At 43.1% G+C, this 25,514-nt stretch carries 18 protein-coding genes; 16 read left to right on the top strand and 2 right to left on the bottom strand.

Annotated features, from left to right (window positions below; all coding sequences use genetic code 11):
* The first annotated feature begins 106 nt into the window (after positions 1-106).
* The 9 genes from gyrA to pyrF all read left to right on the top strand — a co-directional run bounded on the left by gyrA (position 107) and on the right by pyrF (position 10,435).
* Entirely contained in the window at positions 107-2,734 is a 2,628-nt protein-coding gene (gene gyrA, locus ACO1PK_RS15225; protein ID WP_423186452.1) for a DNA gyrase subunit A, read from the top strand.
* 169 nt (positions 2,735-2,903) lie between these two features.
* Positions 2,904-3,986, top strand: a complete 1,083-nt coding sequence (serC, locus tag ACO1PK_RS15220) for a 3-phosphoserine/phosphohydroxythreonine transaminase (RefSeq protein ID WP_423186451.1) — start codon at positions 2,904-2,906, stop codon at positions 3,984-3,986.
* Positions 3,983-5,263, top strand: a complete 1,281-nt coding sequence (aroA, locus tag ACO1PK_RS15215; RefSeq protein ID WP_423186450.1) for a 3-phosphoshikimate 1-carboxyvinyltransferase — start codon at positions 3,983-3,985, stop codon at positions 5,261-5,263. Before serC ends, aroA begins: the two co-directional genes overlap by 4 nt.
* Positions 5,264-5,443: 180 nt before the next feature.
* Positions 5,444-6,133: a (d)CMP kinase gene (gene cmk, locus ACO1PK_RS15210; RefSeq protein ID WP_423186449.1), complete on the top strand. Its 690-nt coding sequence runs from the start codon at positions 5,444-5,446 to the stop codon at positions 6,131-6,133.
* A gap of 112 nt (positions 6,134-6,245) precedes the next feature.
* Positions 6,246-7,925, top strand: a complete 1,680-nt coding sequence (gene rpsA, locus ACO1PK_RS15205; protein ID WP_423188232.1) for a 30S ribosomal protein S1 — start codon at positions 6,246-6,248, stop codon at positions 7,923-7,925.
* Positions 7,926-7,988: 63 nt separating this feature from the next.
* Positions 7,989-8,273, top strand: a complete 285-nt coding sequence (gene ihfB, locus ACO1PK_RS15200; protein WP_423186448.1) for an integration host factor subunit beta — start codon at positions 7,989-7,991, stop codon at positions 8,271-8,273.
* A 33-nt stretch (positions 8,274-8,306) separates the two neighbouring features.
* Positions 8,307-8,552, top strand: coding sequence for a DUF1049 domain-containing protein (locus tag ACO1PK_RS15195; protein ID WP_423186447.1), 246 nt, complete (start codon positions 8,307-8,309; stop codon positions 8,550-8,552).
* 5 nt (positions 8,553-8,557) lie between these two features.
* Entirely contained in the window at positions 8,558-9,712 is a 1,155-nt protein-coding gene (locus ACO1PK_RS15190; protein ID WP_423186446.1) for an N-acetylglucosaminyl transferase, read from the top strand.
* A 24-nt stretch (positions 9,713-9,736) separates the two neighbouring features.
* Complete coding sequence (gene pyrF / locus ACO1PK_RS15185) at positions 9,737-10,435, top strand: orotidine-5'-phosphate decarboxylase (protein WP_423186445.1); 699 nt, start codon at positions 9,737-9,739, stop codon at positions 10,433-10,435.
* Between the two features lie 58 nt (positions 10,436-10,493).
* Here the strand turns inward: pyrF and ACO1PK_RS15180 are convergent, their stop codons facing one another.
* Positions 10,494-11,024 carry a CIA30 family protein gene (locus ACO1PK_RS15180; protein ID WP_423186444.1) on the bottom strand — a complete coding sequence of 177 codons (531 nt, stop codon included), beginning with the start codon at positions 11,022-11,024 and terminating at the stop codon, positions 10,494-10,496.
* Between the two features lie 208 nt (positions 11,025-11,232).
* Here ACO1PK_RS15180 and ACO1PK_RS15175 point away from each other — a divergent pair, with 208 nt between their 5' ends.
* A complete protein-coding gene (locus ACO1PK_RS15175) occupies positions 11,233-11,508 on the top strand; it encodes a hypothetical protein (protein WP_423186443.1) in 276 nt (91 codons plus the stop codon).
* A 145-nt stretch (positions 11,509-11,653) separates the two neighbouring features.
* Here the strand turns inward: ACO1PK_RS15175 and ACO1PK_RS15170 are convergent, their stop codons facing one another.
* Positions 11,654-12,562 carry a MipA/OmpV family protein gene (locus tag ACO1PK_RS15170; RefSeq protein ID WP_423186442.1) on the bottom strand — a complete coding sequence of 303 codons (909 nt, stop codon included), beginning with the start codon at positions 12,560-12,562 and terminating at the stop codon, positions 11,654-11,656.
* A gap of 472 nt (positions 12,563-13,034) precedes the next feature.
* Here ACO1PK_RS15170 and ACO1PK_RS15165 point away from each other — a divergent pair, with 472 nt between their 5' ends.
* From ACO1PK_RS15165 to ACO1PK_RS15140, 6 genes are all read left to right on the top strand, one after another.
* Positions 13,035-14,954, top strand: a complete 1,920-nt coding sequence (locus tag ACO1PK_RS15165; RefSeq protein ID WP_423186441.1) for a S8 family serine peptidase — start codon at positions 13,035-13,037, stop codon at positions 14,952-14,954.
* Between the two features lie 85 nt (positions 14,955-15,039).
* Entirely contained in the window at positions 15,040-16,101 is a 1,062-nt protein-coding gene (locus ACO1PK_RS15160; protein ID WP_423186440.1) for a sensor histidine kinase, read from the top strand.
* On the top strand, positions 16,079-16,807 hold the full coding sequence (locus ACO1PK_RS15155; protein ID WP_423186439.1) for a LytR/AlgR family response regulator transcription factor: 729 nt from the start codon (positions 16,079-16,081) through the stop codon (positions 16,805-16,807). The genes ACO1PK_RS15160 and ACO1PK_RS15155 overlap by 23 nt, the downstream gene beginning before the upstream one ends.
* 100 nt (positions 16,808-16,907) lie before the next feature.
* Complete coding sequence (locus ACO1PK_RS15150; protein WP_423186438.1) at positions 16,908-19,775, top strand: TonB-dependent receptor domain-containing protein; 2,868 nt, start codon at positions 16,908-16,910, stop codon at positions 19,773-19,775.
* 245 nt (positions 19,776-20,020) lie between these two features.
* On the top strand, positions 20,021-23,590 hold the full coding sequence (locus ACO1PK_RS15145) for a PKD domain-containing protein (protein ID WP_423186437.1): 3,570 nt from the start codon (positions 20,021-20,023) through the stop codon (positions 23,588-23,590).
* Positions 23,591-23,647: 57 nt separating this feature from the next.
* Positions 23,648-25,504 (top strand): TonB-dependent receptor domain-containing protein, encoded by a 1,857-nt coding sequence (locus tag ACO1PK_RS15140; protein ID WP_423186436.1) that lies wholly within the window; start codon positions 23,648-23,650, stop codon positions 25,502-25,504.
* Positions 25,505-25,514: the final 10 nt, after the last annotated feature.

Below are 25,514 nucleotides of genomic sequence, written 5' to 3'. Positions count from 1 at the left end.
AGGCATGGCAAGGTGCTTTTTATGTGGTAGAATCCTGCGTTGTCTCGCGCTAAACAAAGGCAAGAAAAGCGAGTTATCTATCTGATTTAAGGGAAAATAACGTTTTATGACAGATCTGGCCAAAGAAATAGTCCCAATTAATATCGAAGAGGAATTAAAAAATTCTTATCTCGATTATGCAATGAGCGTCATTGTTGGCCGCGCCTTACCCGATGTCCGGGATGGTCTAAAGCCAGTACACCGTCGTGTGTTGTTTGCCATGAAAGAACTTGGCAATGACTGGAATAAAGCCTATAAAAAATCGGCTCGTGTTGTGGGTGATGTAATTGGTAAATACCACCCACACGGTGATAGTGCTGTATACGATACGATTGTTCGAATGGCTCAGCCGTTCTCACTACGCTATATGTTGGTCGATGGTCAAGGTAACTTTGGTTCTATTGATGGCGATTCTGCAGCAGCAATGCGTTATACCGAAGTTCGGATGGCTAGAATTGCGCATGAATTATTGGCCGATCTGGACAAGGAAACGGTTGATTTTGTCCCTAACTATGATGGTACAGAACAAATTCCAGCGGTATTACCGACGAAAGTGCCCAACCTGTTGATCAATGGTTCTTCAGGTATTGCCGTCGGTATGGCGACCAATATCCCACCACACAACTTAAATGAAATTATTGATGGTTGTTTAGCCTTGATTGCCAATCCGGATATCGAATTGCATGAGTTAATGCAACTGATTCCTGGACCTGACTTTCCAACAGCTGCCATTATTAATGGTCGTAAAGGTATCGAGGAAGCGTATCGCACTGGTCGTGGTAAGGTGTACATTCGTGCGAAAACCTTTATTGAAACAGACGAAAAAACCGGTCGTGAGTCGATTATCGTCTACGAGATCCCTTATCAAGTTAACAAAGCACGCTTAATCGAGAAAATTGCCGAATTAGTTAAAGAAAAACGTATTGAGGGCATCTCTGCCCTGCGCGATGAGTCTGACAAAGACGGTATGCGTATCGTTATCGAGCTAAAGCGTGGTGAATCAACCGACGTTATGCTAAACCAGCTCTATACCAATACCCAAATGCAAACAGTATTTGGCATTAATATGGTGGCATTAGCTAATGGTCAACCCAAGCTGTTAAGCTTAAAAGAGATGCTGGAATACTTTATTCTGCATCGCCGTGAAGTGGTGACCCGCCGTACTGTTTATGACCTGCGCAAAGCCCGTGATCGTGCCCATATCTTAGAAGGCTTAGCAATCGCCTTAGCGAACATCGATGAGATTATTGACCTGATTAAAAACTCAGCCAGTCCAGCTGAAGCGAAAGCCGGTTTAGTGGCTCGTGGCTGGCAGCTAGGGGATGTTTCTGCCATGTTGGAGCGAGCCGGCGAAAATGCCGCCCGACCAGAATGGTTAGAAGCGCATTTTGGGATTCGCGAAGGCCTGTATTTCTTAACTGAACAACAAGCACAAGCTATTCTAGATTTACGTTTGCATAAACTGACTGGCTTGGAACATGACAAAATCCTTGCCGAGTATAAAGAATTACTACAACTGATTGCAGAGTTACTCCATATTTTGGCCAGTCCAGAGCGCTTGATGGAAGTGATATGCGAAGAATTGGAAGCGGTTAAAGCACAGTATGGTGATCAGCGCCGTACCGAAATCCAGGATAATATGCTGGATATCAACATGGAAGATTTGATCACTGAAGAAGATGTCGTCGTGACCCTATCGCATCTGGGTTATGCTAAATATCAACCGATTACCGATTACGAAGCACAGCGCCGTGGCGGTCGAGGTAAAGCCGCAACTACCGTTAAAGATGAAGACTTTGTTGATAAGCTGTTGGTTGCCAGTACCCACGATACCATTTTATGCTTCTCCAATCGTGGTCGTATGTATTGGATGAAGGTTTATCAACTGCCACTTGCCAGTCGTACCGCGCGCGGCAAACCAATTGTGAATTTATTGCCGTTAGAAGAGGGGGAGCGCATAAACGCTATTCTTCCGGTACGCGAATACGAAGAAGGCAAATATGTCTTTATGGCCACGGCAAATGGTACGGTGAAGAAGACCGCCTTAACCGAATATTCTCGTCCACGCGCCAACGGTATTATTGCGGTGAACCTCAATGACGGAGATCGTCTGATAGATGTTGGTATCACTGATGGTAACAACGAGATTATGTTGTTCTCCGACGATGGTAAGGTTGTGCGTTTCACCGAAGATCAAGTAAGAGGCATGGGCCGGACGGCAACCGGGGTACGTGGTATTAAACTGCGTGACGGTGGCAGTGTGGTATCGCTGATTATTCCAAAGGGTGAGGGTGCTATCTTAACCGTAACCGAAAATGGTTATGGTAAACGTACTGCCTTAACAGAATATCCAGCGAAGAGCCGCGCTACCCAAGGTGTTGTGTCGATAAAAGTGTCTGAACGTAATGGCTTAGTGGTTGGCGCTGTTCAAGTTGCTGAAAGTGATGAGATTATGATGATCTCCAACAAAGGCACTCTGGTTCGTACTCGTGTAAACGAAGTGTCAGAAGTAGGCCGCAACACTCAGGGTGTGATTTTAATTCGTACTCAAGAGGGTGAAAAGGTCGTAGGCGTTGAGAAAATTGATGAAATTCAGGATGAGACAGCCCTTGCTGCTTTAGCTGAGGGCAGTAGTCGCACTCCTGAAACTCAGGATAGCCAGTTAGCGCAAGATGTCGCGGGCGAAGAAGAGTAACAATTAAAAACGAGCGCTTTAGCGCTCGTTTTTTTTCAAACAACATAATAAAGCGTGTTTCAAACACCACCTTTGCTGCGTGAGCATCACGAGGCAAAAGATAAACCAAGGCCAGTGAAACAACTCAATCATCTAACTCAAACAGTTAACGTAGAAGTGAGAAGTAATAATGACCACCTATAATTTTTGTGCTGGCCCGGCAATGCTGCCAGTTGAGGTAATGCAGCAAGCACAGCAGGAATTTATTAATTGGCATGGCCAAGGCTGCTCTGTGATGGAGATCAGTCATCGTAGTAAGCCCTTTATCCAACTCGCTGCAGCCGCTGAGCAAGATTTGCGCGATTTGTTGGCGATACCCGCCAACTATAAAGTACTTTTTATGCATGGTGGCGGCAGAGGCCAGTTTTCTGCGGTACCGCTTAATTTGCTAAAAGCCGGTAAATCTGCCGATTATATTATTTCGGGGGCATGGTCATCAGCTGCCGTAGAAGAAGCGCAAAAATTTGGGCAGATTAAGGCTCAAGATATTCGACTTAACACAGACGATAAGTTACGTAGCTTGGTTGATGTCGCGAATTGGCAAGTTAACGAAGAAGCGGCCTATGTGCATTGCTGCCCGAATGAAACGGTTGATGGTCTTGAGTTTACCGATTTGCCCAATACCTCAGTACCTATTGTCGCGGATTTATCTTCCACTATTTTATCGCGTCCGATTGATGTTAGTCGTTATGGCGTGATTTATGCGGGTGCGCAAAAAAATATCGGTCCATCAGGCTTAACCTTAGCTATTGTGCGTGAGGATTTATTACCTGCCGCTAATGCAGCCATCCCTGCGGTGCTTGATTATCGGCTAGCCGCAGAAAATGAAAGTATGTTTAATACCCCTCCTACCTATGCCTGGTATTTGGCTGGCTTAGTGTTTAAATGGTTAAAACAACAGGGTGGTATCGCGGCGATGGCCGAACGCAATGCACTGAAAGCCAATACTTTATATCAGTACATCGACCAAAGTGATTTCTATCGCAATGATGTTGATCCGCTGTATCGGTCTTGGATGAATGTGCCATTTTTCTTGGCAGATGAAAAGCTAAACGATGTTTTTGTTACTCAGGCAGAGCAAAATGGTTTGCTCGCATTAAAAGGTCATCGGATGGTCGGTGGCATGCGTGCCAGTATTTACAATGCCATGCCGCTTGAAGGTGTGCAAACCTTAGTGAGCTTTATGCGTGAATTCGAAAGGGTACATGGATGAAAATACTGACTTTAGATCCTATTTCGCATATTGCAGGTGAAGTACATTTACCCGGTTCGAAAAGTATTTCCAATCGAGTATTATTATTAGCTGCGCTAGCTAAAGGTCGTACACAGATCAGCAATTTACTAGACAGTGATGATGTTCGGCACATGCTAAACGCATTAAGTTTATTAGGTGTGAATTACGTCTTGTCGCCATGTCGTACTCGATGCGAAGTGGATGGCCTAGGAGGCTTATTTACCCAGGCAACGGCTTCGAGTTTATTTTTGGGTAATGCGGGTACGGCAATGCGCCCACTAACGGCAGCACTTGCTGCATCTGCAGTGGAAATTACCTTAACCGGCGAACCTCGCATGTACGAGCGGCCAATAGGGCATTTAGTAGACGCCTTAACCCAATGGCAAGCCGATATCACCTATTTAGAAAATGCCGGTTACCCGCCATTGCTTATCAAAGGTAAAGCATTAAAAGGCGGTAGTATTACTATTGATGGTAGTATTTCAAGTCAGTTTTTAACTGCAGTACTGATGATAGCGCCGTTACTGGAAGGTGACAGCGAAATTATTATTGAGGGCGATTTAGTATCAAAACCCTACATAGATATTACCTTGGCCTTAATGTCACGCTTTGGTGTGAATGTTGTAAATCATGGTTATCAGCGCTTTTCGGTTACGGGTAACCAGCAATATCTTTCTCCAGGTCAATGGTTAGTTGAAGGTGATGCCTCTTCGGCATCATACTTTTTAGCCGCAGCAGCCATTAAAGGTGGCACAGTTAAAGTTACTGGTATTGGTAAACATGCGGTGCAAGGTGATATTCACTTTGCGGACGCCTTGGAAGCCATGGGCGCTAATGTGGAGTGGGCTGATGATTTTATCGCGGTCACGCGTAACAATTTAATTGGTGTTGACCGTGATTATAATGCCATCCCAGATGCAGCTATGACCATCGCCACAACTGCGTTGTTTGCTTCAGGGCCTACAGTAATCCGTAATATTTACAATTGGCGGGTTAAAGAAACGGATCGTTTGTCGGCTATGGCAACAGAACTGAGGAAAGTTGGCGCTACCGTCGAAGAAGGTCATGACTATATCAAAATTACACCGCCAGCTCAGCTCAACCATGCCAGCATCGCAACGTATAACGACCATAGAATGGCAATGTGCTTTTCTTTGGTTGCATTAAGTGACACTGCTGTGACTATTGAAGATCCAGATTGTACAGCTAAAACCTTTCCAAACTTTTTTAATGAGTTGAGACGCTTAAGTTTGTAAGGTACTGCAAAGTGCTGTTTTTAAATTGCAACGCGTAGCCACTTTGGTTACGCGTTTTTCATAGATTTAATAGCGACTAACTCAGTGAATTTATGTTTTTAACACAGCAATTGTCATAAAAAGCTGTATAATAAGCGCCATTTTGAACCAACGATTAACCAGCTTTTCCTAGGGGGTAGGATGCCACAAAATGCACCAGTAATTACCATAGATGGTCCCGGCGGTTCAGGTAAGGGCACTATTAGCCGCTTACTTGCTGAACAATTGGGATGGCAATTGCTTGATAGTGGTGCCATTTATCGGGTACTTGCACTCGCCGCTATGCATCATCAAATTGCACCGAATGACGAAGCTGCACTGCAGCCGTTGGCTGCACATTTGGATGTACAATTTACTAGTGATGCGGGTGGAAATACCTTGGTTACCTTAGAAGGTGAAAACGTTTCACAAACGATTCGTACCCAAGAAGTAGCAGATATGGCTTCGAAAATCGCTTCTTTACCCTCAGTTCGCGAAGCCTTATTGCGTCGACAACGTGCTTTTGCGCAATTACCGGGATTAGTCGCTGACGGTAGAGATATGGGAACCGTAGTTTTTCCGCAAGCAGAAGTGAAAATTTTCTTAACGGCTGAGGCACAAGAGCGGGCCCAGCGCCGTTATTTGGAGTTGAAAGCAAAGGGTTTTGATGTTAACATCGGCGACCTTTTGAGCGAAATCCAAGCTCGGGATGATCGCGATATGAATCGCGCAACGGCGCCGCTAAAACCGGCAGCGGATGCCCACATGCTGGACTCGACCAATAAACCTATTGAACAAGTGCTGCAAGAGGTACTGCAGCTGGTTAACAGTAAGTTGTCGTTAACCAGTTGATGAACCAGGCCAAGGCCGCATTTTGGACAGCCAGTAACATGGATTTTGCTGGTAAATTTAGCAACCCCATAACACATGATGTGAAATGGAGCACTTAACTGAAAAAGTGACTATGACTGAAAATTTTGCACTATTATTTGAGGAAAGCCTCAAAGCCATCGAAACCCGCCCTGGTGCCATCGTTAAAGGTACTGTTGTAGCAATTCTGAAAGACGTTGTAATGGTTGACGCCGGTCTGAAATCAGAAGCAGCTATTCCTGTTGAACAGTTCAAATCTCTGAACGGTGAAATGGAAGTTAGCGTGGGCGATATCATCGATGTAGCGTTAGACGCTATCGAAGATGGTTTCGGTGAAACCTTATTATCTCGTGAAAAAGCTAAGCGTCATGAAGCCTGGGTTCGCCTGGAAAAAGCTTGCGAAGATAAAGTAACCGTTATCGGTGTGATCACTGGTAAAGTTAAAGGTGGCTTCACAGTTGAAGTTGATGGCATCCGTGCTTTCCTGCCTGGTTCATTAGTTGACGTACGTCCAGTACGCGACACTCTACACTTAGAAAACAAAGAACTTGAATTCAAAGTTATCAAGCTGGATCAGAAGCGTAACAACGTAGTTGTTTCACGTCGTGCCGTTATCGAATCAGAAAGCAGCCAAGAGCGTGATCAGCTGTTAGAAAACTTAGAAGAAGGCATGGAAGTTAAAGGTATCGTTAAGAACCTGACTGACTACGGTGCATTCGTTGATTTAGGTGGTGTAGACGGTTTACTGCACATCACCGATATGGCTTGGAAACGCGTTAAGCACCCAAGCGAAATCGTTAACGTTGGCGACGAAATTCCAGTAAAAGTACTGAAATTCGACCGCGAGAAGCAACGCGTTTCTTTAGGCCTGAAGCAAATGGGTGAAGATCCGTGGGCAGCTATCGCTTCACGTTACCCAGAAGGTGCGAAAATCACTGGTCGCGTAACTAACCTGACAGATTACGGCTGCTTCGTAGAAATTGAAGAAGGCGTAGAAGGCTTAGTACACGTTTCAGAAATGGATTGGACCAACAAAAACATCCACCCATCTAAAGTTGTTAACTTAGGTGACTCTGTGGAAGTTATGGTACTTGAAATTGACGAAGAACGTCGTCGTATTTCTTTAGGCCTGAAACAGTGTAAAGCTAACCCATGGGAAGAGTTCGCTAAGGGCTTCAACAAGGGCGATCGCGTAAGCGGTAAGATCAAGTCTATCACTGACTTCGGTATCTTCATCGGCTTAGATGGTGGCATCGATGGTCTGGTTCACTTATCAGACATTAGCTGGAATGCCACTGGCGAAGAAGCAGTTCGTGAATTCAAGAAAGGCGACGAAGTACACGCTGTTGTGTTACAAGTTGACCCAGAGCGCGAGCGTATTTCTTTAGGTATCAAACAACTGGATGAAGATCCGTTCAATGGTTACCTTGCTGACAACAAAAAAGGTGCTATCGTTAAAGGTGAAGTAACTGCCGTTGACGCTAAAGGCGCTACTGTAATGTTAGAAGGTGCAGTTGAAGGTTATGTTCGCGTATCTGATATCTCTCGTGAGCGTATCGAAGATGCAACAACTGCGCTGAAAGTTGGCGAGGAAGTTGAAGCACGTTTGATGGGTGTGGATCGTAAGAACCGCGTAATCAGCCTGTCAATCAAAGCGAAATTCGAAGCTGAAGAAAAAGAAGCGATGGATACCATTAACAGCAATCAGCCAGAAGCTGACTTTGGTGTGAATGCCATGGCAGAAGCATTTAAAGCTGCTAAAAAGCAGGATTAATTGCTAATGAGCAAGGGGCAGCTGCCCCTTGCTTTCTCTTACTACAGATTTGCCGGAGGGTCTATGACCAAGTCTGAATTGATTGAAAAGTTAGCTACAGATTTTCCCCACCTTCAGGTCAAGGATGTTGAGGCCTCTGTAAAAGAAATTCTTGAGCAGATGGCACAATCACTTGCTTCCAGCGAGCGCATTGAAATTCGCGGTTTTGGTAGTTTTTCCCTGCATTACCGTGCACCACGTGTTGGCCGTAATCCCAAAACCGGTGACAAAGTGGAATTAGATGGTAAACATGTACCACACTTTAAGCCAGGTAAAGAATTACGCGATCGCGTGAAAGATAATACCTAATGCTGCTATTGCAGGTAATAGACGCGGAGCCGAGTGTTGCGTAAAGTCCTTTTTATTCTTTTTAGCATAGCCGTATTAGTGCTGGGCTTTTTACTTGGTTCTACTAATCAACAGCTTACTGAGCTCAATTTGCTCGTTGTTAAGCTTCCTTTGCGTGTTGTAGATATCGCTATTATTTTCTTGGTAGTAGGTATTTGCTTAGGCATTATCTTTAGTTTGTTTTTTGCTTTGCAACGTAAAACCAAACGCTGGTTAAATAACACTACCGAAAATACCTGAACCTTATGCCTGAATTGCTATTCCTTTTGCTTCCTGTTGCCGCCGCTTATGGTTGGTTTATGGGGCGGAATAGCGTTAAGCATAAAGAGCTCAAGGGTAGGGCAAGTATTACCCGAAACCTGTCTTCTGGGCTTAACTTTCTGTTAACCGATCAGGAAGATAAAGCGATTGAGCAATTGCTCGAGCTACTGGATATCGAAGCGACCACGATAGACACTTATCTCGCTTTAGCTAACTTGTTTCGCCGCAAAGGGGACTGGGATAAAGCCATACGTATACATGAAAAACTTCACCAATTAAAGCTTCCCAAACAACAATCTCAACAGATTCAATTTGAACTCGCTAAAGATTATTATTCTGCGGGTTTATATGACAGAGCAGAGTATTTACTACTCCAGATTGTGAGTTGCGAACCGCTTAGAGAGGCCATTCTTAAGCAGCTGTTCAGTATTTTTCTGGCTACACATGAGTTAAACAAAGCTGTCGCCTTGGCTGATGACGTGGACAAGACAAAATCAGCTTCACTCAGAATTGCCTTGGCAAATATGCATACTCAAACATTACAGGACTCTGGCGCTGCCGAAAATGAGCCTAAAACCTATACTTCTTTGCTAAGCAATATTGCCAATCGTTATCCGCAAGCGGTTCGACCGCGCTTTGAACTGGCAAAATTTGCATTAACGCAGCTAGATCACATGACGGCAAAAAATGCGTTACTCAGTATTGTTCAACAAAAACCGCAATGGAGCGCAGATGTACTGCCATTACTGCAGCAATGCCAATTTGATGCCGACGAATGGTATCAACTGTTAGCAAAGCTCGCAGATAAGTACCAAAATGTCAGCGCACGATTATTAATGACAGATTGGCTGCAACAGCAGGGTTCCAGTCTGGCAGCTGAACACTATTTGTTGGATAAATTAACCCAACAACCGAATATTCGACTTTTCCAAAAGCTGTTACAATTGCGACAACAAGATTCTAAATCCGCAGCTGAAGTACTGTCTTCTGTGGAAGAGTTAGTCAATGCCTATTTGGCCAGTAAAGTACTTTATAGTTGTCGAAATTGTGGCTTTCAAACTCGTCAGCACTATTGGTCTTGTCCTTCTTGCAAGCAGTGGGAAACCGTAGAGCCAATCACGGGTGTTGACGGCCGCTAGACTTTTTTATTTCAAGGATTATTTATGACTTGCCATACCCCGATAGTGGTAGCTCTTGATTATGAAAACCAAGCCGATGCACTTAATTTGGTCAGCCAATTAGATCCAAGCTTATGCCGCTTAAAAGTTGGCAAAGAAATGTTTACCCATTTCGGCCCACAGTTTGTTACTGCACTACAGCAGCGCCAGTTCGATGTTTTTTTAGATTTAAAATTTCATGATATTCCGAACACCGTGGCAAAGGCTGTTAAAGCAGCTGCAGATTTAGGCGTTTGGATGGTAAATGTTCATGCCAGTGGCGGCAGTAGGATGATGATTGCCGCTAAGGAAGCATTAATCCCATTCGGTGAGCATAAACCTAAATTAATTGCAGTGACTGTACTAACCAGTATGGAGCAAACTGACCTTATCGAACTTGGTATAAATTTAACACCTGCTGAGCAGGTCATAAGGCTTGCGACGTTAACAGCAAAAGCAGGCTTAGATGGGGTAGTGTGCTCGGCACAAGAAGCCGAACAACTCAAAAAACAGTTTGGTCAGGATTTTGCCTTGATAACGCCAGGTATAAGACCCGCTAACAGTGCTGCAGATGATCAAAGACGCGTGATGACACCTAAAGCGGCTCAACAAGCCGGCGTGGATTATATGGTAATAGGTCGGCCAATTACCAAGGCAGAAGATCCGTTAGCCGCCTTAAAAGCTATTGTTGCTGAGCTAGCATAGCGTATTATTCTTCACTTTTGGCTGCAAGGCGATAAAACACTAATACTTGCAGCCACGATTAAATTGAGTTTAATTCAGTAAAATCAATATCATATAAAGTAATCGCAAAATCGCCTTCCTGTTTATCTGCTAACATCACACTAATATGGCTGACATCCGCAAAATTTAGCGCCGGTAAGTTTGCCACACGACGGCCACGAAACTGGCCAGTAAAAGCGCTGATTGGAACATAATAACGCTGTGTTGACGTTGTGGTTTCTATACTTGCAACGTAAGCAACTCCATTTGGAATAAAGGGCGTTTTTAAACGTAATTGATAGCGTTTGCCATCAGCTAAGGCATGTAAATAAATGCTATTAAACTTTTTATGCGATAAGCGTTTAGTTAAGGCGAGTTCAATTGAGGCAAATCCACCGTTATTAAGCAAAGAAAGATTACCTCTAAACACTAAGCCTGGAGGTGTTTCCTGTAGTTTGATATCTCCGTTCGAGCGACCGCCCATAACGGTATCATGTATCAAACGAACTTGACTAAAGTGGCTGGGATCATAAAAATACAAACGTGCTGTTGAGGGTAATTGAGCAACCATAGCGTTATCCATTGTCCTAGCTAAAGTGTCTGCTGTAGAGAAAACCAGCAAAGTTGTTATTGTAATCAGCTTAAATAACTTGGCCACATGAACTTATCCGGTAAATCATTTTGAGTGTTTACGCATATTCAGGCTAATTAGATTGCTCAAGTGAGAATCTAAGCTTGCCCAAAACACGTTTAATAGCAAAAAATGGTTAAGGTGTACTATGCTAAGAACTGCTGTTTGTGAGCTATGCGAAAAATCTTCTTTATTGACGTTCCATCACTTAATTCCTAAGAAGATGCATCGACGCCGCTATTTTCAAACGCATTACACTAAAGCCGAGCTGCAACAAGGGATAATGCTTTGTGTCAGGTGCCATAAAACTATTCATCGGTTTTATGATGAAATGACCTTAGCAAAGAAATTTAATTCCATAACAGCGTTACAAGCGGATACGAAAATTAGTGATTATATTGTATGGGCTAAAAAGCAAAAATAAAAATAAGTCTATGAATTTAATATAAATACGCCATGATCAGCACATCAATAACATAGCTCATAATGTATATTATGTTAAATTAAGTTGGTACTTTGGTCGAAGATTCCAGAATTTTTTGTTTGTTAACTATAGTGCTTTCTAAAAGCTACCAGTTTGCCGTTGCTTCGCTTTTATAAAGACGCCATATAAACCCAATACCCAAACTGTAAGTCACATCTTTTTCAAATAACGGGCTGTCTGTGTTACTCGCACCATTATGCACCCTAACGGAGCCGCCAGCAAAAACTCTCATATTTTCATGAAGTGAAAAAGAAAACCCTGCAGAAAGTTCTGAACCCAAAAATCCACCAGAAGCATCAAACAATGTTCTGTCATTTGCAACAAACTCTGGGTCGACTTGATAAAAATAATCTTGGAGTTTTTCCGTTGCAAAAACCAGACTAAAAGAGGCATTAAAGGCTGAATCCTCAAATAATACACCACGCTGTTGATATGAGAGTTTTGGCTGAAATACATACCCACGATGATTAACTTCAGAGAAGTCTGTTGAAAATACCGATCTCGCTTGCAAATTCATATTGAGGCGGCCAACGGCGCCATTATTAAAATTAAAGCTTTTTAATTCATATATTAACTGCGGCCCAACTTCAAATAAAAAATCTAATTCAGGCATGCCTTCCCTAGCGGTATTATTTTCACTATCAGCAGAAAAAGCTCCGCGTAAAGATATGTCAATTTCAAAATTACTATTTTCAACTAGAACAGCGCGAGCGCTACCATCTCCAAAACGAAATACATCGCCACGATAAATAAAATAAGGTAAAACGATACCGATGAGGTTACGTTCGGATGAAGCAGGATAATTAGGAACATCAATGATACCGCCGCCAAGGCCAAGTTCCCACAGTGGTTGAGCTTCGTTAATACCTTCAAATCCTGAAAAGCTTCGATCTGGCGAAACTGTTGCGTCAGCAAAGACAGAAAAGGAACTCGTCATTAAAATTGCAGCCGTTAACAGCTTAGGTTGGAATCTTCTGTTGTTCATAGTCGTCATTCAATGTTTCAAAGAAATTTTAAATTTAATGCGAGATGCTTAAGCAACTCACTAATCGTTATGGCCTACTTTTAAACGTCACTGACACAGACACAATAACTACGCAGGTTGCATGCTTTGTGATCAAAATCTTAATTTATAAAAACAGCATGATGACGCGCAGCAAAATTAATTTTAAGTGCTAGAAGCTACTTGATATTGAATTAATTAAGTTTTTTAAGGCAAGCCTGAGTTGATACTTTCAGACTCCAACCTGTACCAAATTGAGTTACTAAGTATTTGATTTACTCATACATTTATCATTACATAGTACCTGTTTTTTCATAACCTAAAAGCATTAACTACTGCTCACTCGTGACAAAATAAGTACCACTCATGCACATTACGCCCCCTTTTTTCACAAATTCGTGATATGAAAACCATCGTTGTTTCTGTTCGAAAAAAATACACCTACAATAAATAAGGACCAGCAATGAACCACAAACAAAAACTTTTAACCCTATTAATTGGTGCGGCTGTTACTAGCCAAGCTTTTGCAAATAATGATATGGCGGCCGTTTACACACCCGAATCAAACTTTAACTTTAGCGCCATGTCACAAGAAGAGAAACGCTATATCGTCAGATTTGCTGACACTATAAGTCCAAGTAGTACACAAAATTGGACTCAGCAAATTAATAAAATTTTTACTAATAACAATATTGAGCTTTTGTTCCACTTAGCAACCATCAATGCCTCTGTTGCAAATTTAACGCCTCAGCAAATTCAAAAGTTGCTTGCACAAGGTAATGTACTATCGATTGAAGAAGATAGTAAACGTTATCTCATTGAATCCATGCGCTCCACTTCGCAAAATGGCCTTGCTCCCCTGTCTGAATCTGTACCTTATGGCATTAATATGGTGCAAGCTCCTTTAGTAAGCGACAGTATGGCAGGTAATGCCAAAGTTTGTGTAATCGACACGGGCTATCAGTTAGGACATCCTGATTTACCGAGCAGTAATGCAACAGGTTTTAGTTTCCAGGGCCATGGTACTTGGAGTACTGATGGTAATGGTCATGGCACCCATGTCGCTGGAACTATGGTTGCTTTGCGAAATAACACCGGTGTAGTTGGGGTGATTGGCTCAGGTCAATCAGGTATTCATAACGTTAAGATTTTCAACGATAGCGGTAATTGGACCTTCTCATCTAATCTTATTCAAGCGATTCAATCTTGTAAGGATGCAGGCTCTAAAGTTGTAAATATGAGTTTGGGAGGTTCTCAAGGCAATGCTTCTGAACAAAATGCCATGCAACAATTTTTAGACGGCGGCATGTTATTGATAGCTGCCGCAGGCAACTCTGGTAACACCAGTCTCTCCTACCCTGCATCCTATAATGCTGTAGTTTCAGTAGCAGCTTTAGATTCGAACCGTAACTTGGCAAGTTTTTCACAACGTAATGCGCAGGTGGAACTCGCCGCGCCAGGTGTTCGAGTTAACTCAACCTATCCTGGAAATCGCTATGTTGCCCTGGATGGCACCTCAATGGCATCGCCACATGTTGCTGGCGTAGCAGCATTGGTCTGGAGTAATCACAGTAGTTGTTCTGCATCCCAAATCCGTAATGCGTTGAATGCAACAGCACTAGATTTAGGCGCTGCTGGTCGTGATAATTCATTTGGCTTCGGCCTAGTGCAAGCAAAAGCAGCACATGATTGGTTAACCAATAACGGTTGTGATGGCGCCGGTAATGGAGGTGATAATGGTGGTGCACCAAATAATGAACTCGAAAACGGGCAGCCTAAATCTGGATTAGCTGCAGGACGAAACGAAGAGCTAAGCTTTTTCATTGATATTCCTCAAGGAGCAAGGAACTTAGCTATCCGGATGAGTGGTGGTACTGGTGATGCTGATTTATATGTTCGTTCAGGTAGTGAACCTTCATTAAGTCAATTTGATTGTCGACCATATCGCACAGGCAATGCTGAGACATGTAGTTTTACTACACCAACAGCTGGGAGATACTTTGTTAAGCTTGTTGGTTATTCTGCTTTTTCAGGCGTTGAGCTAGTTGCAACCTATGATGAACCGGCATCAGGTGGTACTGGCTTTGATTCAACTATCCCTAACTTAAGTGTTACTGCAGGACAATGGCGCCATTATTCTGTTGACGTTCCAGCTGGAATGGCAAGATTTACAGCACAAATCTCTGGGGGAACCGGAGATGCCGACTTATACGTTAGACGTGGCTCCCAATCCACAACAACAACCTTTGATTGCCGCCCCTATCGAAATGGCAATAATGAGACTTGTACTTTTAATAACCCTGAAGCAGGTACTTGGTTTGTTAGTGTAAGAGGTTACCTCAATAGTAGTGGCGTAACATTACGAGTAACTGCTAATCCATAAACACACCTGAGTATGTTGAAGTAAATGGATTTACTTCAACATTACTGAATTTAAAATAGGTAGAATTATTCTGGCAGCCTCCTGCATGTCTTTACTCGTATTCATTAGACAAATCAGCCTTAAAGATATTATTAAATTTGTATTGATAACTAGTCTTTGCGCCTTTGTAACAGCGTTGACGCTTACTTATTTCTATAAAGAAAATTGGGGGTATTTTTGGTTAAGACTACCTGAATATATTTTCGTTTATACCTCTTTTTCGTTAAGTATGATGCTGACCTATGCTTGGCAAAAGGTTGCACTTAACGCGAAATTTACTGCTGGTGCCATCTTTGGTTTAGCAGTTTCCAGTTATAGCATCACATTTGTATTATGTGTCATTGTTTTTCAATGGTTTAGCTTTAAGCAATTAGGCGAAGGCGCGCTTTATTTGTTGAATTTTATGACATCCTCTGCCTGGGTACTGTTACTTATGTTTTATTTTAACAGTAAGGTTGTTGAACCAAGATTGCGAGAAATGAATAAAATACTGGCGGATACGCAATTAGAGAAAGACTTAGCTGAATCACAATTGCAATTATTACAGGCCCAATTAGAACCCCATTTCTTTTTTAACACCTTAGCTAATTTGCATAACTTAATCGAAGACTCACCTGATAAAGCCATGTTCTTATTGGAGGAGTTATCTCAATATTTAAGATTATGCTTACCGCAATTTAGAAATAGCACTCAATTACTTAAGGAGGAAATGGCAATTGTAAACACATACTTATCTATTCAGAATATAAGATTTGACCATAAGCTAGAGATCATTAGCGAAATAAATGACTCTCTTCTGGATGCTGAAATTTTACCTATGTCGATACTGACCCTTGTGGAGAATGCAATTAAACACGGGTTAGCTCAACAATCGCATGGCAAGATAAAAATACACTGTCAGCAAGACAATACATTTTTAGTGATTCGAGTGACAGATAGTGCTGGTAAAAAAGTGTCAGGCATACCGGGTATTGGTTTAACAAATCTCGAGACGAGGTTAAGATTACGTTACGGTGAAATAGCAACAATTAAATTAAATCAATTAGAACATCAGTATACTGAAGCTGAGATGAGGGTCCCCTACCATGCTAAAAGCAGTCATTGCTGAAGACGAAGTAAATCTATTACGCTTCTTACGAAGAAAACTAGAAAAACACTGGCCGCAATTAAACATTGTTGCAGAATGTACTGATGGACAAGCAGCATTTAATGCAATTGAGCGACATCAGCCGGATGTTGTATTTTTAGATATTCAGATGAATGAACTTACGGGTATTGAATTGGCGGCTAAGCTTCCTAAAAAAACTCATCTGGTCTTTGTAACAGCTTATGATAGTTATGCCCTAAAAGCGTTTGAATTTGGTGCTATTGACTATTTATTAAAACCATTTAGTGATGCTCGATTATTGCAATGTGTAACAAAGTTAAAAAACCATCTTAGTCCCAAAACAGGGCAAACCAAACAAAACGAAACCATTAAGCTAACTATCGGCACCAAAAGTTGGTTACAACCAATCGAAGAGATAAAAGCCGTTTGTGCGCAAGGACGCTATGTAGAAATCATTTGTGAAAACCGAAGCGCCTTATTAAGAATGCCCTTTAAAGATTTTTTAGACTTTGTTGATCAGCAACTGTTTTGGCAAGTAAACCGAGGAATAGCAATTAATATCAGGCACTTGGATTACGTGAAAACAGTAGATGCTAAGCATATGCAAATATTTCTCAATGATTTAAGTAGGCCATTTACCATTAGTCGGCGCTTTCAATCTCGATTTAAAAATCCACTAGTCCCTAGCTTCATTTCAAGTACGTAAAATAACCGTTCATACCCATTTTAATCCTCTAGTTAACCAGATTCTGGTATCAAGGATCTGGTTTCAACCAAAATAATAATTAACTAGATAGGATTCAACAATGTCCATAAACACCCTCAAATTGCCGCTGAAGCTATCCTTGCTTAGTAGTGCACTATTTTTACACTCATCTTGGTCTTTAGCTGATGAACAAATGGTTACACAAACCGAACGTATTGAAATCACCGGATCCAGAATTAAACGCACAGATATGGAAGGTGCTAACCCGGTTACCGTGATCGATGAATCGCAGCTCAAGAAAATGAATTTCAGTAACGCTGGCGATCTCTTACAAAGCTTAACGGTTTCTGCAGGTATGGCGACCAATACCCAGACTAACCGCGGAGGAGACTCAACAGTCCGATTTTCACTAAGAGGTATCGGTTCACAGCGTACGCTGATTTTGTTGAATGGTCGTCGTATCGTTGCCGGCGGTGCTGGTGCAAATGCTTCTGTTGATCTTAATACCATCCCTGCCGCAATCATCAAGCGTGTTGAGGTTTTAAAAGATGGCGCCTCTGCAGTCTATGGTTCAGATGCCATTGCCGGTGTGGTAAATATTATTACTCGCGATGATTACGAGGGTGTACAAGTCTCATTGCAACACTCTCAGACGTCCAGAAGTGACGCTAAAACAACAGGTTTTGATATCGTTTTTGGCACAGGTAGTGCAAACAGCAATACAGTCTTTGCCTTAGGCATGAACGATCAAGGCAGCGCCATGATGGGTGATCGAGCCAACTCAGAATATGAACTGTTTTTTACCGGACCTAATGCATTTTTCCAAGGTGGTTCATCTGCGGTACCTTGGACCTTGGTTACCACACCTGATGGTGTTAAAACGCGTGGCCCAAATTATGGCGATTGGATAGCTTATGATGGTACCAAACATGCCTATAACTATAATCCAGTAAACTATTTACAAACGCCTAGTAAAAGACGTTATGCCAATGTGCAAAGCACAACAGAATTACCAGTAAAGATAGATTGGCTTGGTAGCTTAAGCGCTTTTGGTAGCATGGGCTACGTAGAAACAGATGGTCATCAGTTAGTTGCACCAGAGCCACTGGCGCCACTGGTGTTTTTTGGTACCCAAGCGCCCTACTCGCCCAACAACTTTTACAATGCCACACAAGGCCCTAAGGATGCTGATGGTAACCCTTATACCCTGCTAGATTGGCGACGTCGAGTGCTGGAAACGGGTGGCAGACACAGTTATCGTAGTTTTAGCACCTTTCGCTCTGTGGTCGGTTTAAAGGGTGTTCTACCAAACGATTGGCAATGGGAACTCGCTTACAATTACGGTAAAAGTGACTCAGTAATCAGAGCCGAAGGTTATTTTAACTTGGCCAGAGTGGCAGAAGCGGTAGGTCCTACAGGCTGGTTAGATAATAGTGGTCAATTAATCGTTGATGCTGCGGGTACGCCAGTTGTCAATCCAGCCAATGGCGGACAAACGCTGGTTTGTTTAAATGCATCAAATCAGGTTATTCCTGGTTGCGTCCCACTAAATATTTTTGGACAACCTGGCACAGATTCAGCCGTAAGTGAATCCATGCTGCAATATATTAGTAGACAGTATAATACCACTTCCATAGGTATGAATCGGCAAGAAGATCTTACTTTCGCACTTTCGGGTGAATTAGTGGAACTCGCTGCAGGGCCACTGGCATTTGCAACGGGTGCTGAATATCGCAAAGTGCAAGGCAGTTATACCCCTGATTCGCTAATTTTATCAGGTACCACTACAGCAGGCTCTGCTGTAGGCACCGATGGTGGTTACGATGTTACTGAATACTATGCAGAAATAAATGTCCCCTTATTACGCGATGCCAGTTTTGCGCATCGATTAGAGGTTGATGCAGCCATAAGACACTCCCGTTATAGCTCTTTTGGCAATAACACCTCAGGTAAAGTTGGCCTGCGTTGGATGCCACATGCCGATATTATGCTGCGCGCTACTGCATCAGAAGCCTTTCGAGCGCCTAGTACCAGTGAATTATTTGGTGGTGCGGCAACAGGTTTCCCCACGGTGCAAGATCCCTGTGAGGTACTTACAGTTAATGCTAACTGTATAGCGAACGGTGTACCTCCAGAGGGATATAATTTTGGTGCAGCACAACTCGCCGCGCGCGGCGGCGGTGCAGTAAACTGGGGCGACAGTGTTTCGCTTACACCTGAGAAAGCTGATATTGTCACTGCTGGTATGGTTTATACCCCAGCAATGTTAAATGGCTTATCCATGACGCTGGATTATTGGCGTATTAACTTAAAAAATGCTATCTCCACTGTCGGTGCTCAAGCGCGGCTAGATGGTTGCTACTATCGTGGAGAATATTGTAATTCTATCGAGCGTTTTGGCCCAGATTCAGGTGTACAAGGCGTTATCAAAATGATTTACGATTACACCCTAAATGTTGGGGGACTTGATACTGCAGGGATAGATTTTAACTTAAGTTATCCGATTAAAACCGATGCTTTGGGCTTATTCAAAATTGAGTTTGATACCAGTTATTTATTAAAGTATCAAAAACAGTTAGCCGGTAATCAGGTTGTCGACCATAAAGGACGACACTGGGAGAATCATGATGGGCACTTCGCTAAATTACGCAGTAACCTCTCATTAGATTGGCAATATCAACAGTTCGATGCTGGACTTCGCTTCCGTTATATTGATGCTGTACAAGAGGAAGTGGTTGGCTGGTGGACCGGTGGTGTGGCATTTGAACGGAAAATAGCCTCTGCATTCTATATGGATTTAACAGTGGCCTACCAGTTTACCGATAATGCAAATATTCGCTTTGGTATTAATAATATACTTGATAGAGCTGCGCCACTCAGTGGTTCAGCAAGTGATGCCAATGCCGTGACACAAGTCTATGACATGCTCGGTCGTGCTGGCTACTTAAGAGTAGAATTAACTTTCTAAGTTACACCTTTTTTTCTTCATTGGTACTTCGCCCCAACTTTATGTTGGGGCATTTTTTATTGTTCAGCCCCGCTTATACCCTGAAATGACCATCTGAACACCTGTGAAGTACACAGGCACGTTGCTTACTGCTAAACCTGATATTGCTCAATAAGCAAACAAAATAACAATCATCCAGGGACATCCACATGAACAATACAAGCAACCGAAAGCATACTCAAAAAATAAAATTCAAACGTAATATCATGTCAACCATACTGCTAAGCCTTTTTGCTACAACAGGTTCTATTCAAGCGCAAGAAGAACGTTCAGATAAAAGTAACGAAGGTTGGCGGATCTTAGAACGTCAGAAGTGGTTTGAAGAGTCACGAGGATTACGTGATGAACCTGATGCTCGTGTATTAAAAGATACCGGCATTGAAATGATGCGCGCTCAAGAACGCGACGCCATGATGCGCGCACTCTCCTCTGGTGAGCTATGGCAAGAGCTCGGCCCATCTTCAATGGATATGACTGGTTGGGCCTTTGGTCGGGTATCCGGTCGGCACAATGCCATTGTTACCCATCCAAGTAACGAAAATATTATTTATTTTGGTGCAGCTGCCGGCGGTGTTTGGAAAACTGTCGACGGTGGCCAACGTTGGACGCCTGTTTTTGATGAAACAGGCACCTTGGTTATTGGTGATATTACACTTGACCCTGCTAATCCTGAACGTATCTGGGTAGGTACAGGCGATCGTAATGGTGGCGGTTGTGCTGGCTACTTAGGTAAAGGCGTGTTTTTGAGTGAAGATGGAGGTACTAGTTGGCAAGCTAAAAATGGTTCTGGTAGTACCGCTATGCCTCTTGAAATCATTAACAGTGTTGTAGTTTCACCCACTAACAGCAATATCGTGCTAGTAGGCGGCTTTGGTGCCTGTGATAGCCAAGGCTTTTTAACTGGGGGGGGCGTATATCGCACTACAGATGGCGGCAATAGCTGGAGCCGCGTATACAGTGGTTTAGTTGAAGATATGATTTTTGCTCCGGATGGTACTACGGTATATGCAGGGGCACCGGGTGCTGGCGTGCTGCGCTCAACCAATGCGGGAGCATCTTTTAACAATAGCAGCTCGGGTTTACAGGCTTCACAACGCCGGATGCGAATTGCGATGGCCCCCTCTAACAGTAATGTACTTTATGCTATGGGTGATAATGCAGCGCTTTACCGCACGGCTAATGGTGGGTCAAGTTGGCAATTAATGAATAGCAGGGCGTGTGAAGGTCAATGTACCTTCAACTTGGCACTTGCTGTTAAACCAGATGATCCAAATACGGTATTAATTGGCTCCATTCGTCATGCTATTTCAACCAATGGTGGTCAATCGTTACGTTACCTCACATCAAACTGGGGGACTCAACAAACGGTTCACCAAGATACGCATGTGCTGACGTGGTCTCAAAACAATCCTAATCGTTATTGGGTGGGTACTGATGGTGGTATTTGGCGCTCAGATAATGCCGGTAGTAGCTTTACTAACTTAAACAGTAATTTGAATGTTACCCAGTTCTACGATATCGCTGTAGATCCAAGAAATGCTGATACAGTTTATGGTGGTGCACAAGATAACTCCTCTGCTCGCAGAACAGCTAATGATGGCAAAACTTGGCGTTTAACCTATGCCTCTGGTGATGGGTTTATGAACGTCATCGATGAGGACAATCCTAACATCGTTTTCCAAACCAGTTATCCTAATGGAGGTTTACCCTGGATTGTACGTTCTACCTCGGGTGGTGCACCAGGCAGCTTTTCACAAATTCCAAATACGGGTTTAACGCCCAGTAATAATTTCCCTTGGGTTATGCCGCTTGCAGGCGCTGGTAATCGTATTTGGGTAGCCTCAGATCGGGTGTATGTTGCTTCCAGCTCAGCAAACCCCTTCAGCTGGACTGCGCTATCTGGAAACTTAGGTTCTGCTGGATCAGTATTACGTCCAATCAGAGTAAATGGCAGCTATTTGCTGATGGTAGGGACAAGTGGCGGCCGGATCTTTAAAAGCACTAATCCGGCGCAAGGTGGTGCGCAATTAACGGATGTAACGGGGAACTACCCGGGTGGTCGTGTTTCTGATATCGCCATAGATGAATCTAATTTAAACCGCATGTTTGTTACCCGCAGTCGCTTTCAGGGTGCGAAACTATATCGAACAACCTCTGGTGGTAATAGCTGGCAAGCAGTAGGTAATGGCTTACCCTCTGTACCTGCTACCTCTGTTGCGATCGATCCAAACAATCCGCAACGTATTTTTGTGGGTACTGATATTGGTATGTTTGAATCAACAGATGGTGGTGATAATTTCCAATCCTTTAATGCTGGTATGCCAATAGGCAATACCATCACTGATCTAGAAATTCATAAGGCTTCTAATTCCTTACTGGCAGGTACCTATGGGCGAGGTGCATGGCGTATTAGCCTTAACACTACAGAGGTGCCTAATGAGCCACCAGTTGCGGCTTTTGATGTAGCTGCTAACGGTCTAACCGTTAATTTTACAGATCGCTCATCGGATCCTGACGGCAGTATTGAAAGCTGGAGTTGGAGTTTTGGCGATGGTACCAGCAGTTCGCAACAAAATCCGCAAAAGACCTATTCTGCTGCTGGCAACTTCACGGTGAGTTTAACGGTAAGAGATAATCGCGGTGCAGCAAATACGGTGACACAGCAAGTTACCGTATCAGCCGTAAATCAAGCACCAGAAGCCGACTTTACTTTTACCCGAAATGGTCTTGAAGTGCGCTTTACCAATACATCATCAGATAGTGATGGCGAAATTGTCAGTCACGAATGGGATTTTGGTGATGGTACTCGCTCCACTGAAAAAGATCCGAGAAAAGCCTACACGGAGTCAGGCACTTATGCGGTCAAACTTACCGTAACGGATAATGATGGTGCAACAACCAGTAAAACACAACAAGTTGCCGTCAGTGATACTAATCTCCCTCCTACAGCAAACTTCAACTTTAGTGCAGATTTCCTGAACGTACAATTCACGAATCTATCTACAGATAGTGATGGCAGTGTAGTCAGTAGTGAATGGGATTTTGGTGATGGTTCAAGGACCGTTTCAGAAGAAAATCCTCGCTACACGTATTTCAGCCCAGGTAGCTATAACGTTCAGTTGACAGTGACTGACAACGATGGTGCTACAGACACCTTTGCCAGAACGGTAGAAGTATCAGAGCAACCCGTAAATTCGCCACCAGCAGCTAATTTTAGCTATACCATCGATGGCTTAACTGTGAGTTTTAGTGACGAATCGACTGATAGTGATGGTCAGGTGGTGCGTTGGGACTGGAACTTCGGTGATCGCAATAGCTCAGCTGAGCGCAACCCTCGTCACACCTATGCAGAAGAAGGTAGTTATGATGTTGAGTTGATGGTTGAGGATAATCGTGGCGCAACCAACTTAATCATGAAGTCATTAACAGTAACACGTCCTGATGATGGTGGCGGTGATGACGGTGGTGATAATGGTGGCGGACAATGTTCTGGTACTACAGAAGTCGGTTATTTCTGGGGATTCTGGGGTGAAACTAATGTCCATCCAAATGGCTCATGGTACTTAAGCAACAGTAGTGGCGAACATAAAGTGTGTTTGCAGTTGCAAGGATCGGCCACCCTTACCCTTGAGAAGTGGTCTTGGTGGTGGTGGACACCTGTCGCAACAGGGCAAAACCAACTTAACTATCAAGGCACGCCAGGTTATTACCGTATTCGTATCGATAACCAAAACTCAACAGGATATTACCAAATCCAATACAGTAAACCTAACTAACTAAACCTAATTGATGCCGGTTGCAAAGCAACCGGCATCATTGCTGTAGGACCTGTTATGCAACAAACAAAAAAAAAACCAATATGTATTTTTACCCTAAGTTTTTTTATCACTTTGCCTGTTTTTGCAGAAAGCAGTGCTATAGAACGGATAATTGTTTCATCAAATCGAAGCGTCAATCATTCAGCGGATTTACACTATAAAGTAACCACCGAGAGTGAAGTGTTTGATTACAATCCAGCAGAGTTATTCAGTCGCATACCCGGCATCAATCTTAATGGTCAGGGAGGACAATTTCAGAGTTATAGTATTCGAGGAATGAGCCGGCAGCGGATCCGCACCGAGTTTGATGGCATTCCTATTTTTACCGAGCGCAGAGCCGGTAGTTCGCTCTCTTTTATCCCCATTGGTTTTATTGGAAGTGTACAAGCCATTAAAGGGCCACAAGCGACTCTATATGGTCAAGAGGCAATGGGCGGAATTATTAGCTTAAATCGTTGGCAAGCAAACCAAGCTAATTTGCATTATGGCTTTAATCACAATGGGAATGCAAATTCTGTATTATTTCGCACGCAACACCAACAACAGCACTATGCCCTATCCTACCGTCAGGCACAAAACAGCAAGGCGGCTAATGGTCAATCCTTACATACTGAGTTTTCTCAATTTGCATTGCTAATGTCTCAGCAGCAGCAAATGGACGATTTTGAAATAAACTATAGCATGGTGTTTAGCGACAATCATAATATTGGTAAATCCAATAGAAAATACCCAGCTGAAACCACGCGCTATCCCTCAGAAAAACATCTGTTATCTCAAGTGACCTTAACCCACCAAACAGGGTGGCATTGGCAGGCTTATCAGCACTATCAAAACTGGGATAGTGAGGTGCAGCGAAATAACCGAGAGACCTTGAGCACATATCAATCACATACGTTAGGCTCTATATTACGCTTGCCTTGGCATGTCAAAGGCGTCAACGGTCAAACTGGTCTCGAGTGGATTGGCCGTTATGGCGTTAATGTTACTGAGCAAGAAAGCGGCTTGGTTGCACGGCCTGTGGTCAACGCCCAGCAAGATAACGCAGCTATTTTTACCGAGATGGCTTTTACCCAGCAGGCGTTGACTTTTGAAATAGGCAGTCGTTTTGATATTTTGTGGCAAAAAAGTGAGCTAACCCCAATAGCAAAGATCAGGCAGCAACGGTTTAGCGGGCATGCAGCAATAACAGTTGATTTAGCTAACAATTGGCAAAGTTATTACAAAATTGCTGATGGATTTCGTTATGCCAGTCTAAGTGAGCGTTTTTTTAGCGGTGAAACACCAAGAGGCCGTACGCTCGGTAATCCCAATTTAGCTGCGGAAACGGCATTAAATCAGGAAATTGGTATTGAGTATTCTGCGGATAAAGTGGGTTTACAAGTTGCAGCCTATCGTAATCAAATCGAAAACTATATCGAGCGCTACCGCATCAACTCAAATTTAATTAGCTTCAGAAATGTAGACAGAGGCACATTACAGGGAGTAGAGGTTTCCATAAACTGGCAAATGTCGCCGTTATTGCACCATCGTTTTGGTATGCATTGGCAGCAAGGTTGGGATCAAAACCAAACGCCACTTGCCGATGTTAGCCCTGCAAAATTCCAACATGATTTAACTTATGATAATGGTCTGAGCCAATTCGCATTATCTAGCCAATACCGCATAAAAAAGGATCGCGTTGCAGCTAGCGAAACGGCTTTACCAAGTACAACAATCTTCGATTTGTATTATCGCTATCGTGTTGTGCCTCAGCTCACTTTAGCTTTAAAAATTAACAATCTCACTAACAAACTTTATTTAGGCAGCGCAGATCAGGATGCAGATTGGCAACCTGGCCGGCAATTTCAAGTAGATGTCAACTGGACGTTCTAAAAACATAAAA

This window comes from Alishewanella sp. d11, assembly GCF_049390205.1.
Classification (GTDB): Bacteria; Pseudomonadota; Gammaproteobacteria; order Enterobacterales; family Alteromonadaceae; genus Alishewanella.
Note: the sequence above shows the minus strand (reverse complement) of the source record. Positions and strands in the feature narration are given on the sequence as shown.

Bases quoted from the DNA above. Each gene is read 5' to 3' on its own strand.
- gyrA (WP_423186452.1), top strand. From the start codon at position 107: ATGACAGATCTGGCCAAAGAAATAGTCCCAATTAATATCGAAGAGGAA.
- serC (WP_423186451.1), top strand. From the start codon at position 2,904: ATGACCACCTATAATTTTTGTGCTGGCCCGGCAATGCTGCCAGTTGAG.
- aroA (WP_423186450.1), top strand. From the start codon at position 3,983: ATGAAAATACTGACTTTAGATCCTATTTCGCATATTGCAGGTGAAGTA.
- cmk (WP_423186449.1), top strand. From the start codon at position 5,444: ATGCCACAAAATGCACCAGTAATTACCATAGATGGTCCCGGCGGTTCA.
- rpsA (WP_423188232.1), top strand. From the start codon at position 6,246: ATGACTGAAAATTTTGCACTATTATTTGAGGAAAGCCTCAAAGCCATC.
- ihfB (WP_423186448.1), top strand. From the start codon at position 7,989: ATGACCAAGTCTGAATTGATTGAAAAGTTAGCTACAGATTTTCCCCAC.
- ACO1PK_RS15190 (WP_423186446.1), top strand. From the start codon at position 8,558: ATGCCTGAATTGCTATTCCTTTTGCTTCCTGTTGCCGCCGCTTATGGT.
- pyrF (WP_423186445.1), top strand. From the start codon at position 9,737: ATGACTTGCCATACCCCGATAGTGGTAGCTCTTGATTATGAAAACCAA.
- ACO1PK_RS15180 (WP_423186444.1), bottom strand. From the start codon at position 11,024: ATGGTTGCTCAATTACCCTCAACAGCACGTTTGTATTTTTATGATCCC.
- ACO1PK_RS15175 (WP_423186443.1), top strand. From the start codon at position 11,233: ATGCTAAGAACTGCTGTTTGTGAGCTATGCGAAAAATCTTCTTTATTG.
- ACO1PK_RS15170 (WP_423186442.1), bottom strand. From the start codon at position 12,562: ATGACGACTATGAACAACAGAAGATTCCAACCTAAGCTGTTAACGGCT.
- ACO1PK_RS15165 (WP_423186441.1), top strand. From the start codon at position 13,035: ATGAACCACAAACAAAAACTTTTAACCCTATTAATTGGTGCGGCTGTT.
- ACO1PK_RS15160 (WP_423186440.1), top strand. From the start codon at position 15,040: ATGTCTTTACTCGTATTCATTAGACAAATCAGCCTTAAAGATATTATT.
- ACO1PK_RS15155 (WP_423186439.1), top strand. From the start codon at position 16,079: ATGCTAAAAGCAGTCATTGCTGAAGACGAAGTAAATCTATTACGCTTC.
- ACO1PK_RS15150 (WP_423186438.1), top strand. From the start codon at position 16,908: ATGTCCATAAACACCCTCAAATTGCCGCTGAAGCTATCCTTGCTTAGT.
- ACO1PK_RS15145 (WP_423186437.1), top strand. From the start codon at position 20,021: ATGTCAACCATACTGCTAAGCCTTTTTGCTACAACAGGTTCTATTCAA.
- ACO1PK_RS15140 (WP_423186436.1), top strand. From the start codon at position 23,648: ATGCAACAAACAAAAAAAAAACCAATATGTATTTTTACCCTAAGTTTT.